Here is a 13,577-nt window from a genome sequence, read left to right as displayed (position 1 = left end):
CGCCGTTGACTTCCTTAATTTCTATTAAAGCAACTTTTTTATTGAAATGTTATGCCAAGCAATCGGAAAAAGCGACCGATCGCTGTTGATTTATTTGCAGGCGCGGGCGGCATGACCCTGGGCTTTGAACAAGCAGGTTTTGACGTACTTGCATCAGTCGAAATTGACCCTATTCACTGCGCCACACACGAGTTTAATTTCCCGCTGTGTTCTATTCTGTGCAAAGATGTCACAGCGCTTACGGGCTCAGAAATTCGGCAAAAATCGGCGATCGGGCCGCGCGAGATAGACGTAGTAATCAGCGGTTCGCCCTGTCAAGGATTCTCCATGATGGGCAAGCGGGATGTGGACGACCCGCGCAATTCTCTAATTTTTCACTTTCAGCGCTTAGTTTTGGAGCTAAAACCCAAGTTTTTTGTAATGGAAAATGTGCCGGGAATTGCATCAGGAGAACACAAAGAACTCCTGAAGCTTTTAATTAGGTCTTTTATGGAAGCAGGCTATCAAGTAGAAGAAAATTATCAAGTTCTAAACGCCGTTAACTACGGAGTACCGCAAGCTCGCAAACGATTGTTTCTGATGGGGTGCAAAGCAGGTTACGAGCTGCCAAAATACCCTCAGCAAACTACTATACTGCCGAAAATTAAAATTCCTAAACGCTATAAAAAAATTAATTTACCTGCTGTCCCGACAGTTTGGGATGCGATTGGAGATTTGCCGGAAGTGGACAACTACAGCGAGTTGCTGCACCGAGATTGGGTAATGGCGGAGTACGGAAAGTGCAGCACTTATGCGAGTATAATGCGCGGAATTGATTGTTTGGATGATGATTATTCCTACGATCGCGAGTACGATCGACAAATCCTATCTTGTAGTTTGCGAACTAAACATTCTCTGGAATGTATGGAAAGGTTTCACGCGGCAAAACACGGCGAAAAAGAGCCGATCAGCCGTTTTTACAAGCTTCACCCCGACGGAGTTTGCAACACTCTCAGGGCGGGAACCGACAGGGCGAGGGGGGCTTATACTTCGCCGAGACCGATTCACCCGATCGCCCCTCGGTGCATTACAGTCAGAGAAGCTGCGCGGCTGCATTCCTATCCTGACTGGTTTAGATTTCACGTCACCAAATGGCACGGTTTTCGCCAAGTCGGAAATTCTGTACCGCCGCTATTGGCGAAAGCTGTAGCAGCGCAGATTATTAGCGCTTTGGGGGTGACAGCAATTAAGCCGAATCTCAAGCTGACATGGGGAGACGATTCGTTGCTTAAACTGAATTGGTCGGAAGCAGAACAATATTATCTAAAAAGTTAACAATTAGATTTACAGCGTATATGCAAGACTACTCTCAATTAAGCGCGGGCTACCGTCCCTTGTATCAGTAGACACAGTTCGATGACCCGCACGAGATGTCCCCGGTAATTCAACAAACCGGGAATGTATTCCGGCGGATTGTGCAGTTTTTTTCAGGTGACAGTGGGGCAACTATTTCGACTACTGGTCTGCTATCGGTGGCGTAGCGATCGTCCTATACATCAAATAGCAACATCAACATCTAAATACTATTTAAGATTTTAGATTGTCAAAGTCTCCCGATAAAACATTTTGATAAATTTCGCTGAGTTTTGCAACAATTACGAGTCTTTTGGAATTCTAGAGCTATCGTGTAAAAAGTGTATTTTCAGGAGACTCAACTAATATGGGTTGGTTTAAAAGACTGTTCGGACTCGAAAAGCCTGAAGCCCCGGCTGAACCGATGGCACAAGTAGTACAGCAAGCAGCACAAGCGCAATCCATCGCTCCTGCTAAAGTCGGCCCAGACGGAAATTTTGACGAAAGTGGCTTAGCAAAGCGGGTTGCTTTAGCTTTTGACGGCGATGCAGAAGTTGCTGATATCGAGACTGTTTATGTGGCTCAGCTCAGCGGCACGGTTGTTCTCAAAGGTCAAGTTCCCAGTCAGGAAATTCTCGACAAGTTGGTGGCGATCGCCTCTGCTGAAGAAGGTGCCACAGGCGTGCAAACCGATCAGGTGACAGTCGGCTAGTTATTCGGAACCGAACCTGTTTCGCTCCGGGCGCTGCTCGAAGCAGTCAAAAACTCGATTAAACCCGCTGCGGCGGGTTTTTTCTTGCCGTCTCCCCTCAAAATATTAATTTTTGTAAAAAAAAGCGATTTTTCTAAAAAAACAGTATAATTGAATACAGAAACTAAAAAAGTTTTAGCGAAAAAAACCAAACCTGACCTGATTGCCCTTTTTATCTCCATAAATATAAGGATCAAAAAATATGAAACTCACTTATCGCGGTTCAAACTACGAGTACGACATTCCGACAGTCGATATGGTCGAAGGCGAAGTGGCGGGCAAATACCGGGGCCAAAACTGGAACTATCGGTATCCGAGACACATTCCCAACCCCAAAAAATACGGCGGCACAAACAATACCAAAAAGCGTGATGGTCAAGCTGGCGATGTCGCAGCAGCTCGCGCCTCAGCGACGGTGGATTATTACCCAACAGTTGTGGAATTGGCGCAAGTCCACCAGGCGAATATTTGCAATATTCTCGATCGTAGAAAGCAAGCAGCCAAAGCCAAGGGCGACGAAACACTGCTGCGCTTGCTAGAAATTGAGTCGAGACACATGGTGTGTTAGAGAAAAAGCTTCAGAAAACAAAGCGTGGAACAGGCATCTTGCCTGTTCATAAAAGGCTAATTGAGAATGGTGCAACATATAAAAGAATAAACCAGTTTCTGTCACCCCTTGACACAAACAACCTGCTTCAAAGTCGCCACAACTTCCACCAAATCCGACTGCTGACTCATCACTTCGTCAATCGGCTTATAAGCCCCCGGAATTTCATCTAAAAATTGCTCATCTTTCCGGCACTCTACCCCCTCAGTCTGCCGCACAAAATCATCGAGAGTGAATACATTTTTAGCTTGATTGCGAGACATCAATCGGCCAGCACCGTGACTGCAACTACAGTAACTTTCAGCATTACCCTTCCCTTTAACAATAAAAGACTTCGCCCCCATCGAACCCGGAATAATCCCGTAATCCTCAACATCCGCCCGTACAGCACCCTTGCGAGTCACATACACATCTTCGCCAAAATGCACCTCTTTTTCCGCGTAATTGTGGTGGCAATTCACCTCTAATAACGGCTTAACAGATTTGCCGCCCGCAAGGTGCTTTTCCACAATTCGCTTAAACCGATTCATCATCACATCGCGATTAAAACGAGCATAATCTTGCGCCCATTGCAAATCATGCCAATAAGCAGCAAACTCCCGCGTACCCCCTACAAAATAAGCCAAATCTTTGTCAGCTAGATTAATTTCTGCCAGTTTAGCTAAATCTTTAGCAGTCTCGATATGCTGCTGTGCGAGCATATTTCCAATGCCGCGAGAACCGGAATGCAGCATCAGCCAAACAAAGTTTTCACTATCAACGCACACCTCAATAAAATGATTGCCGCCGCCGAGGGAACCCATTTGTTTTAAGGCTTTATTGTTTTGATGCTGCACACCTTGATGAAGTTGCTTAAATTCACCCCATCCTTGCCAGTTGGTGACAGTTTTTTCTACTTCCTTGTTTTCCGCAAATCCCACAGGGATTGCGGCTTCGATATCGAGGCGAATTTGTTTGAGTTTGCCTTCTAATTTATGAGCTTTGAAGGGCATTTTAATCGCAGCCATCCCGCAACCAATATCCACGCCCACAGCAGCCGGAATAATCGCTTCTTTTGTGGCAATTACTGAACCGACTAAAGCGCCTTTTCCTAAATGTACGTCGGGCATTAGTGCGACGTGTTTGAATACAAAGGGCAAAGATGCTACGTTTGCGGTCATCTTGGTTTCTTTAGCGCCTAGCGCGTGATTTGCCCAAGATAGCACGGGTTTTGGGGTTGATATTTCTAATTTTTCGTAGGGCATTTTTGTTTAAGTTTGTGTTGCTAGTTTTTATGTAGTATACAATGTAACACAAATGAATGATGATGTCAAACGCATCTGACAGACTAATTCTCGTAGGGTGCGTCAGTCGGGAATTTGTTTTGGGAGTCGTAGAATGTTTACTGACGCACCTTACCCACTAATTCTCGGCGCGTTAACTTAAGAGCGAATGCAGTAGCGGTATTGTTGGTAAATCCGACAGTCCGACAGGGAATGAATTCCCTGTCTCATAGCTAAAGTCCTCTGAAAGAGGACTGAAATCGATCGCACTTCCCGCCAAAATCTACAGTCGGTTTTAACCGACTTTCGCTATGAGGCAGGGGTTTAAACCCCTGCCGGACTGCGGTAAAGTGCGTATTTGCTAACTCCGCGCCGGGAGCATCATATATTGAAAATCTTTAAGAGATTCCTAAAGATTGAATGAATAATTTACTGTAGGGTGCGGATTCTTGTACCTTCGCCAGCGAACCAAACAACTCTTTTCCCCCGAAGATAACTAATGTCTTCTGTTTAGAGTCAGGTTTTTGACTCGGCAGTTGTGAGTGAACGGAAAGAATCCTATCTGAATCAAATCGATAAAAACAGTTCAAATCGCTGCAAAGCTGTTCTTTAAGATCCTTAAGAGTAGGATAAAGTTCTTTACACGGACGCGGTTCGTGACCAATTAAAATAAGTTCATCTGATATCTCCATTTTGTCAATATCGATGAGGTACATTCTCCCATTACCAGTGTTAATTAGAACGCGATCGTCCGATAAGTAGCACATAGAGCAATCAAAACCATCATCCGAATCAGGCCAAGGCCATTCGCATTGACCGAGGAGATTGCAGTCAGGAAAACTGAACCGACTGAGTTCTCTATTAGAATGATCGAGTACCAAAAATTCGCGACCAGCAGGATGAAATACTGGAGGAGTTGTGTCCGCCAAACACGCAACCTCTACGGCATGAATTTTGATACCATCATCATAAAGCCAGTAGACTTGCTGTCCGTCCTGACCTGCAGCAACCCACATAGCTAAAATTTGATTTTCCGGGTGCGGGTGAAACGAGAAAGAACTGTCACCAAAAGGGTCTTCGAGCAAAAGTTGTCGCTGGATTTGCCACGAATTAATATCACGAATTTGAATCTCGACTTCCTCGCCTTCAATTACTTTCATGCACCAAAAACGCAAGCCATCTGCATCAAACCAGCAATCCTGAAATCCATTCTCATTATGCAATAAATACTTAGCAGGAGGGTTAGGTAGCTTTTGTTCGTACACTAGCTGGTTTTCTGCTGTCAAAATGGCTAAATGATTGCCATTTGCCATAATTGCTGCCAGCAAATCGCCTTTGGGACAGATGGCTAAACAGCTAATTTCGTCGGGAAGCTGGTATTCGTATTTTGGCGAAAAGTTGCGATCGACTAAAGTGACTTTTTTGCGATCGCAAGTTGTCGCAATCGTCCACTCGGAATCAGTGCGTTGATTTATGCCTAAGATACTCCAGTCAATTTGTCTTTCATATTTTGGTAAAATTAGCATAAAGATATTTAAGTTTACTGCGTTGATAGACTCTATTTTAACTAAAATTTTGCACCATTTTCTATTAACCTGTAGGGGCGGGTTCACCAATAGCCGAGCGGGCTGCAAACAGGTTAAATAAACCCGCCCCCACCCACTCAAATCTTGCACCAATATCAATCTTCAGGAGTTTCGCGCGGGGTGGGGGCGGGTTTTTGAGTCTTTTGGTATCCTTTAAAACTCTGGGTGAACCCGCCCCTACAGTATGTGTAAGAATGGGGTTCTATGGTATTTGCTGGCACTAAATTATTACAAATTCGGAGTCTTTCTCCCCGCCTTCTGCAGGGGAATAGCCACCGCCTGCGGTTTCTTCTTCGCTGCAAACATCCCGAAGAAATCGTGCAGCAAAATATAGAAACAGGGAATAATAAACAGCGTCAGCAGCGTCGCCAGCGACAAACCGGAAAACACCACCACACCCAGCGGTTGCAAGAATTCCGAACCGTCTCCAATGCCCAAAGCTAGGGGAAATAAACCCAAAACTGTGGTAATAGTTGTCATCAAAATCGGACGCAAGCGCTGAGGTGCCGCCCTGAGAATTGCTGTGGCGCGATCGACCTTTTCATCTTCCAGAATTTGGTTCGCCAACTCCACCATAATAATCGCATTATTTACCACAATTCCCACCAGCAAAATCGCCCCCACAATCACCGTTGCGCCGATCGCAGTTTTAGTCGCATACAGCCCAAAAATCCCCCCAGCCAAAGCCAGCGGCACCGTTAACATAATCACCAGCGGATCGACAAGCGAATTGTACTGCACCGCCATCACCACAAATACTAAAAACGCCGCCAAAGATCCCAAAACAATCAGCGAACTTTGCAATTCCCGGTTGGTTTCCGCCGCCGAACTCGGTATAACTCGCACTCCCGGTGGCAATTTGATTTCCGACAAAACTGCATCCACTTGTTTCAAAGCACCGCCCAAACTCGCGCCCTTATTAACATTCCCAGCAATCAAGAAAACTTGGCGCTGGTTCAGCCTTTGAATTTCCCCCGGCGCTTTTCCCAGTTCAATATTCGCCACATCGCTCAAGCGGATAATGCTGTTATCCCTAGCAGTTAAAGGAATAAATTTTAGTTCCGAAACCGATTGGACAGAATCGCGATCGAACTGTACCCGCACATCAACCAAACGGTTTCCCCGCTGCAATTGCGTGGGAACAGAACCTTGAATTGCTGTCTGAATCGCCTCTCCAATTTGTCTCGCATTCAAGCCGTAGACTTCCGCTTGTTCCCAGTTGGGGCGAATCTGCACTTCCGTTTGCTGCGGGTCTCCATCCGGGCGAAAAGTAGCTAAATTTACCTTCTGATCCAAAGTTGCCAATATCTCGCGGCCAGTTTGCTGCAATATTTGTTCGTTTTCGCCCTGAAGCAGGACATCAACTTCAGCGCCCCGCACTGGCGAATTAGTTAAAACCAAACCCCGCACATTTTCTGGATTCAGGCGCAAACGAGTATTTTTGGGCAAATCTATTTTTGTATTCAATTCTTTCGTAACTCGCTGCACAAAATCCAATGTATTGGTGCCCGGTTTCAGCGTAATGTTGCAGCCGCCGCGCAGCAAATTCTCCACCGTATTGTTGCCGAACAACAGCCCGCCCACCGTCGTCAAAGTGTATTGAGTTTCTGGTTGGCTGAGGATAATTTTATCAGCTTCTGCCATGATTCTTTGGTTGGTTGCCAAATTTGTGCCGGCAGGAAACAAAGCAAACAATCTCGCTTGACCGGTATTAATTCTGGGCAATATTTCCTGGGGAATTTGACCTGCCATCAGCCAACTGCCGCCACCCAATCCAATAATCGCTACTGCAATGATAATCAACCGCCACCGCACTACTCCCGATAAAAATTTCCCGTAGCCGGCGGTAGCATTGGTAAAAGCTCGATCGAATGCCCGCAGCGGCCAAAAGTTGCTCAAACCGCTGGATACCCGCAGCGCTAGCAGTCGAGAAGCCATCATCGGTACAACTGTCAATCCGACAATCAGAGAGGCGGCGACAGAAAAGGTGATGGTGAGAATTAATTCGTTGAAAAGTAAGGAAACTAAGCCGCCGATGAGCAAAAATGGCAGTACGGCAACTAAGTTAGTGATGGTGGAAGCAAATAAAGCTGATTCTAATTCTTGGCTGCTTTTTTCTGCTTGCTGCATCAACTGCTTGTTACTTAAGGGCTGCTTGCCGTTGGCACTGTTTTTATTGCTGGTTCCTTCGACAATATTCTCCAGCATGACGATCGAGTTATCGACCACAATTCCCACACCCAGCGCCAAACCACCCAAACTGAAAACGTTCAGAGATAGGCCAAAAACTCCCATCAGGATAATCGCCATTAAAGTTGCGAGGGGAATGGCTATGACAATAATCAAAGTTTGGCGAAGAGAAGCGAGGAACAACAATACAGATGCCCCCGCTAAAACAGCCCCTGTTAAACCCGAAAATACGACGTTACTAATAGAATCGCGGATGAACTTAGACTCGTCGAAGGTATTGACGATAGTCGTGCCTTCGGGAATAACCCCGGACTCTTTTAATTCTTCTAGCCGCTTTTTGATGCCATCTACAACTGAAATTGTATTCGCGTCTGGCTGCTTTTGAATGCTAATTTTTACGGCAGATTTCTGATTGAGAAATACTTTAACTCGCTCTTCTTCTGTACCGTCAATTACCTGAGCAAAATCGCGCAAAAAAACTCGTTTTGGCGGATTGGAACCCGATGCTTGAAAAGAAATTGCCTGAATTTCTTTCGCGTTCTGAAATCGCCCGACGGTACGGGTTAAAGGTTCCCCTCCTTCTTGCCGCAGTCGCCCGCCGGAAGTGTCGAGGTTCCGGGATTCAAGCGCTGATAAAACGTCGGAAATACTGACGCCTAAAGATTGCAAGCGATTTAAGTCAATATTTACTTGAATTTCTTCTTGCACGCCCCCGGCAACGTCAATTGCTGCGATTCCAGGAATTACGTTTAGTTCTCTGGATAATTCTTCGTCGGCAAATACGCGCAAATCAACTCCTTGCAAGGAGTCGGAAGTGAGGGCAAATTCGTAAATGGGCTGCTGGGAAGGGTCAACTTTGAACAGAGTGGGCGATTCAACTGTATCGGGAAGTCGGTTGCGGATGCGGTTGACAGCGGCGGTGGCGTCGTTGAGGGCCTGGTCGATGTTTCCCCCCGGTCTGAAGAATAAATCGACGCTGACTTGTCCTTCGCGAGTGCGGGAGAAAACTTGCATGACGCCTTCAGTGGCGGACAGCCCTTGTTCGAGGGGGCGGGTAACTTCGTCTATTGCTACTTCTGGGGATACGCCTGGGGCGTTTAAGCGCACGCCGATGCGGGGATAGGTGATGGAGGGTAGCAAGTCAACGGGCAGTTGGGTGATGTAGAAAAGGCCCACGATTATGATAGCAAGTGTCAGCATGAGGGTGCCGATGTGGCGACGAATCGCGGTCGCGCTAATACTGAATCCGGTTTTGTCAGGAGTCATTCGATTTTAGATTTTAGATTTTAGATTTTAGATTGAAGAGTCGGCCCCGTCATTCAGACTAATTCTAGTAGGGTGCGTCAGTCTTGAATTTTTCTAGGCGGTGAGAGAATATCTACTGACGCACCTTACGAGGAGTATAATAAATCTTAATAAATATTCCCAAAAGTTTTTGTGAATATTTCTTTAGAGGTATTCTATCGCCCACAATGCAGATTGGCAGAAATTGCGATCGGCTTTTGAATCTCTGTAAGTTATCGCCATCAGGAACAGGCTTTCCGGCCTGTTCCACAAGAAAGTTTATTTGTTGTGGAACAGGCCGGAAAGCCTGTTCCTAAAGTCTTCTTCCCTTTTCCCTCTTCTTTATTCCTTCTTCCTTCTTCCTTCTTCCTGACATCCGTTACATCCGTTACAGAATCCGTTGCCGAACTTCCTTCTTTTACTGTACTTGAGAGCCGTGGGCGCGGGGGTCGGAGCTACTTGTTTTCACAGGCCCTGTGGGGGGAGTAAAATTAGAAACTTGACCGCCTGCTTGGGCGTGTGGCAGAGGTTTTCCTGCAATTAAAGCTTCTAAGTTAGCTTCCATAATACTGCGCGGCATTTCGCCCATCGTTTCAGCAACCGCGCTGCCTTTATCGTTCAAATAGACAAAGTGCGGAATGCCATCTACTCGATATTTTGTGATTTCTGGCAGCCATTTGTCATTGTCTACATTCAGCATCACAAAATTCATCGGTTCGGCGTATTTCTGTTTGATTTCGCTCAGATCCTTAGCCATTGCCTGACAGCTACCGCACCAATTAGCATAAAATTCCATGAGTGTCGGTTTGCCATTTATCAAAGCAGTTTCTAATGGCGTTGAAGCTTTTGCCATGTCGGTGAGACTGCTTGACGGCGTTTGGGTTTGCAGCCCGAAGAAGATGGATATTGAAAGGGCGATCGCTGTTAACACGATCAATAAGTTTCTGAGGCGCGTGGCGACTTTTGTTTCTGGATTTTTGGCTGCGGGGACGACAGTTGACTTGGGGGAATTCTGGGTCATAAAATAAATTGCGCTTTGATTTCTATGTTTTTATTTTAAATAATAGATTCAGATTATACCACATTTTGAGATAATCAGACCCATTTCATAAAAATTTGTGATAAAGGCAGTAATTAGATTAAGTGCGCTAAAACATAAGATAACAAAGATTGTTTGTAAATTACCGAGGACTTGCAGGGTGAAAAAACGGGTAACACTGACGTTTCCCCAACGATCGATCCAAATGCCTGTCACCTATCGACTGGCAAAGGATTTTAATGTGGCAGCCAACATTATCCGCGCTCAGGTGGCTCCGAATCAAGTGGGCAAACTGGTGCTAGAGTTATCAGGGGACATCGACCAACTAGAAGCCGCGATCGACTGGATGCGATCGCAAAACATCGGCGTTTCCCTAGCCAGTCGGGAAATACTCATAGACGAAGATATCTGCGTTGACTGCGGTTTGTGTACGGGGGTTTGCCCGACAGAAGCCTTGACCCTTGACCGAGAAAGCTTTAAACTAAGTTTTGCTCGATCGCGCTGTATCGTTTGCGAGCAGTGCATCCCTACTTGTCCGGTGCAAGCTATTTCTACTAACCTCTAGGCCCTGTACAAACTCATCGGGAGCATCATCTTTTTTTTGCCTGGTTCTCCTAATTGTGCCATTGGATGAAAAAAAACTCTTGGGTTTCCCTAACTCTACTTTTTGTTACTTATTTCACTTTTGGCTGGAAATTATCTGAGTTTGATGTTCCCCCGCACCTGACTTGGTTTCTAGCCATAGCTTCAATTCTAGTGTTGGCTGCCGCCTTCTCGTTCCCGTTGAAAGACATAAAAGCATTAATCCTGCGGTGGTTTTCGAGTGATATGGGTGCTTTTATTTCTATAATTTTAGGAGCTTTTGTAGCAGTAGTCGTTATTGCTTGGATGCACCTTTTTGCTACTTGTTTACTCTTGATTTCAGCCGGAGCTTTGGCAAGACTCGATATTCAAATATCTGGTTGGAAAAATTGGCGGGCTTTTGCGGTATTAGCTACCATTTCTTTAACAGGTGTGGGGTTGGGCGGAGCGATCGAGTTTTGGTTAAAAACAGGCCGGCTCGTATTCTCTTAATGAGGAAGGGGAAATTCATCCAACCAAATTCTATAACTCGCAACGGATATTTAGCCAAAAACTATCAGATGGCTCATCAATAAATACAGCTTATTTTTTTTCAATCCCCCACCCCCGGATTAATTCCCCGTTCCGCGATGTAATCATAGCAGTTTTCCCGCTTGGTGAGCTAAAGCATCTCAATTGCCGATTCCCCGTTGCGCGTCACTAATTCCCAATTACTAATTACCAATTACCAATTACCCGCGAACCTAGGGTGGAAATGAAAACCCCTAGGGCAGTATTGAACTGTAGCGACTGTTGCTCAAAATGTTATTGCCAAGAGGCCGCAAGTCCCGCAGCCAAAAACTTATCCCAATAAAAAAGCAGCTTTTGGGAGCTGCTAGTCAGAATGCATGAGGTATTGTTTTTAGAATAGAGCAGGTTAAATTCGATCGGTGCTGGGTTACATTTTTTGATACGGGAGAGTTGATGAGTGAATGGACGATCGTAAAATCGTCACATAGCAGAGTATCATTGATGCTAAATTTCCCGACAATCAAGTTAGCGTTTAACTGTCCTTGCGCCCTACAGCCCTTCAGCGGTGGGGCCATTTTATTTTTAGGGAAAACTCAATAGCCGACTTTAACGAATCAGATGAGTCTGCCATTAGTTATTGTATAAAATCTCCGCCTCACCACATCCTCCTACTTATAAAAGTTACGCATCACATCCACTCAAACCCGGTGGATTGCAAAATATGGGGTGGTTAAACGGACACACTCAGACAAAAACCAGTATTTTCACCCAAGTCATACCATTTTAGATTTTAGATTTTAGATTTGGGGAATGACTGATAAATGTGGTGGTTTGGAGCTTGCGTAGGGTTGCATTATTTTTTTGAACTGGTATCAAAAGTCCTCAGAAACCTGTTATTTTCTTAGAAACTCGGTTTGTGAATGTATCAATTGAGATCGGGCTCGGTTTCTGGTTTGATAACCTTTTGGATTTCCTCGATCGCCCTAGTCGCCACTGCTTCAGGCCTTTCGCCCACACCAGCACAGACTCGGACATCTGCTTGAGTGTAGAAACGCTCTCGCTGGTTCAAAAGGCTTTGCAGTTTAGATTTGATCTCCCCCTCCTGCAGTAGGGGTCGAGCGGTGTCCGAACGCAGTCGATCGTACAATTGATCTACAGGCACATCCAGCCAAACCACTATACCGTAGTGCAAATAACCCCAATTCATCGATCGCGCCACAATGCCGCCGCCCGTAGCCACGACCGAATTTTGATACGCAGACAACTCCCCAAGCACTTTACTTTCTAGTTCCCGAAAAGCCTCTTCCCCTTCTCGATCGAAAATCTCAGCAATTGACTGATTAGCAACTCGAACAATTAGTTCATCAGTATCAAAAAAACGGTATTTTAATTTTTTTGCCAAAATCCGCCCCACCGTTGTTTTCCCCGCACCCATCATCCCGACAAGATAGATATTTACTCCCCTCAACCCATCCACTGCCAAATCCTCCGATATTTTTCTATTTTTTCAGGTTAATCGATCTGCCACTGAGGCCATCATCGTCATCAAACTCATCACCCTCATCCAATCCCCAATCCTCATCTGCTTCTGCAAGAGGATTTATTGGTGTTTCATCAGCGGGTTTAGGAATCTGCCCTTCCAGAGGAATCAGCACTCGATACTCCGCATCGTATACAGCCTCAGTTTGCCCCACCCCAGACTGGCTCGGATCTCGATAGCCGTAAGAATATACTGAGCCAGCCCAAGACTTGCTTTTCGGTTCCTGCTGAGCTTCGTAAGCCCTCGGATTTGCCGGTGGAACATCATTTACCTGCGGTCGATCGGGAAAATCGCGATCGTCCCCCCAATCGTCATCACCCCCTTGAGAACGCGATTTTGAGCCATCTGAGACCCAATCGTCCTCATCGTCTTCCGCTGCATAAGTCCCCGGTTGAGCGTAATCCTTCGCCCTATCGGGGTTCGGAGTTTCTTGCTGGAAAGTCCGGGCACTGTAACCCGCCGACGTGCCGTACTCAGTTCGATAGGAACCAGCAGCCTGAGTTTGGCTATTTTCCCTATTCTGATCCGGGTCAATTCCCTGTTTTCTAGGAGGGGGAGGTGGCGTGTAAGGTGTTCTCCTGTCCTCTGGGAAAGTATCGGGACCGCTGCGACTGGATCTGCCGGTGCGGTCTCCCGTTGGAGATAGGTAATTTGAAAAAGCCAGCAAACCAGAAATCAATAAAGATGTGAGAGCTCCCACCGCCATGCTCAGCAAAATCCAGATAGATAAGGGCACAGCAGGCGATCGAACTCCCAAAAACACCAGCGATAAAGCCGGCTCCACATTTTGCAGGGCAAAAATAGTTAGCCCCACCACAATTACTAGCAAAAAAACAGGTCGCATATCAAAATTTAATTTGTAATTTGTAAATCACTAATAACTAATAACTAATG

At 45.9% G+C, this 13,577-nt stretch carries 11 protein-coding genes; 5 read left to right on the top strand and 6 right to left on the bottom strand.

Annotation, left to right across the window (positions count from 1 at the left end):
* Nucleotides 1-51 precede the first annotated feature (51 nt).
* From QUA50_RS14110 to QUA50_RS14100, 3 genes are all read left to right on the top strand, one after another.
* Nucleotides 52-1,314 carry a DNA cytosine methyltransferase gene (locus tag QUA50_RS14110; RefSeq protein WP_333265026.1) on the top strand — a complete coding sequence of 421 codons (1,263 nt, stop codon included), beginning with the start codon at nucleotides 52-54 and terminating at the stop codon, nucleotides 1,312-1,314.
* Between the two features lie 385 nt (nucleotides 1,315-1,699).
* Nucleotides 1,700-2,044: a BON domain-containing protein gene (locus QUA50_RS14105; RefSeq protein WP_333265027.1), complete on the top strand. Its 345-nt coding sequence runs from the start codon at nucleotides 1,700-1,702 to the stop codon at nucleotides 2,042-2,044.
* Nucleotides 2,045-2,285: 241 nt separating this feature from the next.
* The gene (locus QUA50_RS14100; protein ID WP_333265028.1) at nucleotides 2,286-2,651 is read left to right on the top strand and encodes a DUF4278 domain-containing protein; all 366 of its coding nucleotides are present in this window, start codon (nucleotides 2,286-2,288) and stop codon (nucleotides 2,649-2,651) included.
* Between the two features lie 101 nt (nucleotides 2,652-2,752).
* On the opposite strand, the gene QUA50_RS14095 is transcribed toward QUA50_RS14100, so the two are convergent.
* The 4 genes from QUA50_RS14095 to QUA50_RS14080 form a co-directional block, all read right to left on the bottom strand.
* Nucleotides 2,753-3,934 (bottom strand): RtcB family protein, encoded by a 1,182-nt coding sequence (locus tag QUA50_RS14095; RefSeq protein ID WP_333265029.1) that lies wholly within the window; start codon nucleotides 3,932-3,934, stop codon nucleotides 2,753-2,755.
* A 416-nt stretch (nucleotides 3,935-4,350) separates the two neighbouring features.
* A complete protein-coding gene (locus QUA50_RS14090) occupies nucleotides 4,351-5,478 on the bottom strand; it encodes a hypothetical protein (protein ID WP_333265030.1) in 1,128 nt (375 codons plus the stop codon).
* A 288-nt stretch (nucleotides 5,479-5,766) separates the two neighbouring features.
* The gene (locus QUA50_RS14085; RefSeq protein WP_333265031.1) at nucleotides 5,767-8,994 is read right to left on the bottom strand and encodes an efflux RND transporter permease subunit; all 3,228 of its coding nucleotides are present in this window, start codon (nucleotides 8,992-8,994) and stop codon (nucleotides 5,767-5,769) included.
* A gap of 436 nt (nucleotides 8,995-9,430) precedes the next feature.
* A complete protein-coding gene (locus QUA50_RS14080; RefSeq protein WP_333265032.1) occupies nucleotides 9,431-10,033 on the bottom strand; it encodes a thioredoxin family protein in 603 nt (200 codons plus the stop codon).
* A 178-nt stretch (nucleotides 10,034-10,211) separates the two neighbouring features.
* Between QUA50_RS14080 and QUA50_RS14075 the strand changes: the two genes are divergently transcribed.
* Together QUA50_RS14075 and QUA50_RS14070 are read left to right on the top strand one after the other, a co-directional pair.
* A complete protein-coding gene (locus QUA50_RS14075) occupies nucleotides 10,212-10,616 on the top strand; it encodes an NIL domain-containing protein (RefSeq protein WP_015177966.1) in 405 nt (134 codons plus the stop codon).
* A gap of 65 nt (nucleotides 10,617-10,681) precedes the next feature.
* Nucleotides 10,682-11,125 (top strand): hypothetical protein, encoded by a 444-nt coding sequence (locus tag QUA50_RS14070; RefSeq protein ID WP_333265033.1) that lies wholly within the window; start codon nucleotides 10,682-10,684, stop codon nucleotides 11,123-11,125.
* 943 nt (nucleotides 11,126-12,068) lie between these two features.
* Here the strand turns inward: QUA50_RS14070 and QUA50_RS14065 are convergent.
* Together QUA50_RS14065 and QUA50_RS14060 are read right to left on the bottom strand one after the other, a co-directional pair.
* Nucleotides 12,069-12,620, bottom strand: a complete 552-nt coding sequence (locus QUA50_RS14065; RefSeq protein WP_333265034.1) for a shikimate kinase — start codon at nucleotides 12,618-12,620, stop codon at nucleotides 12,069-12,071.
* A gap of 22 nt (nucleotides 12,621-12,642) precedes the next feature.
* Nucleotides 12,643-13,527 carry a LapA family protein gene (locus QUA50_RS14060; protein ID WP_333265035.1) on the bottom strand — a complete coding sequence of 295 codons (885 nt, stop codon included), beginning with the start codon at nucleotides 13,525-13,527 and terminating at the stop codon, nucleotides 12,643-12,645.
* Nucleotides 13,528-13,577 lie beyond the last annotated feature (50 nt).

This window comes from Microcoleus sp. M2_D5, from assembly GCF_036701935.1.
Taxonomy (GTDB): domain Bacteria; phylum Cyanobacteriota; class Cyanobacteriia; order Cyanobacteriales; family Microcoleaceae; genus Microcoleus.
This window is presented reverse-complemented; position numbering and strand designations above follow the sequence as displayed.

Coding starts and splice junctions, on each gene's coding strand:
- QUA50_RS14110 (WP_333265026.1), top strand. CDS start 52: ATGCCAAGCAATCGGAAAAAGCGACCGATCGCTGTTGATTTATTTGCA.
- QUA50_RS14105 (WP_333265027.1), top strand. CDS start 1,700: ATGGGTTGGTTTAAAAGACTGTTCGGACTCGAAAAGCCTGAAGCCCCG.
- QUA50_RS14100 (WP_333265028.1), top strand. CDS start 2,286: ATGAAACTCACTTATCGCGGTTCAAACTACGAGTACGACATTCCGACA.
- QUA50_RS14095 (WP_333265029.1), bottom strand. CDS start 3,934: ATGCCCTACGAAAAATTAGAAATATCAACCCCAAAACCCGTGCTATCT.
- QUA50_RS14090 (WP_333265030.1), bottom strand. CDS start 5,478: ATGCTAATTTTACCAAAATATGAAAGACAAATTGACTGGAGTATCTTA.
- QUA50_RS14085 (WP_333265031.1), bottom strand. CDS start 8,994: ATGACTCCTGACAAAACCGGATTCAGTATTAGCGCGACCGCGATTCGT.
- QUA50_RS14080 (WP_333265032.1), bottom strand. CDS start 10,033: ATGACCCAGAATTCCCCCAAGTCAACTGTCGTCCCCGCAGCCAAAAAT.
- QUA50_RS14070 (WP_333265033.1), top strand. CDS start 10,682: ATGAAAAAAAACTCTTGGGTTTCCCTAACTCTACTTTTTGTTACTTAT.
- QUA50_RS14060 (WP_333265035.1), bottom strand. CDS start 13,527: ATGCGACCTGTTTTTTTGCTAGTAATTGTGGTGGGGCTAACTATTTTT.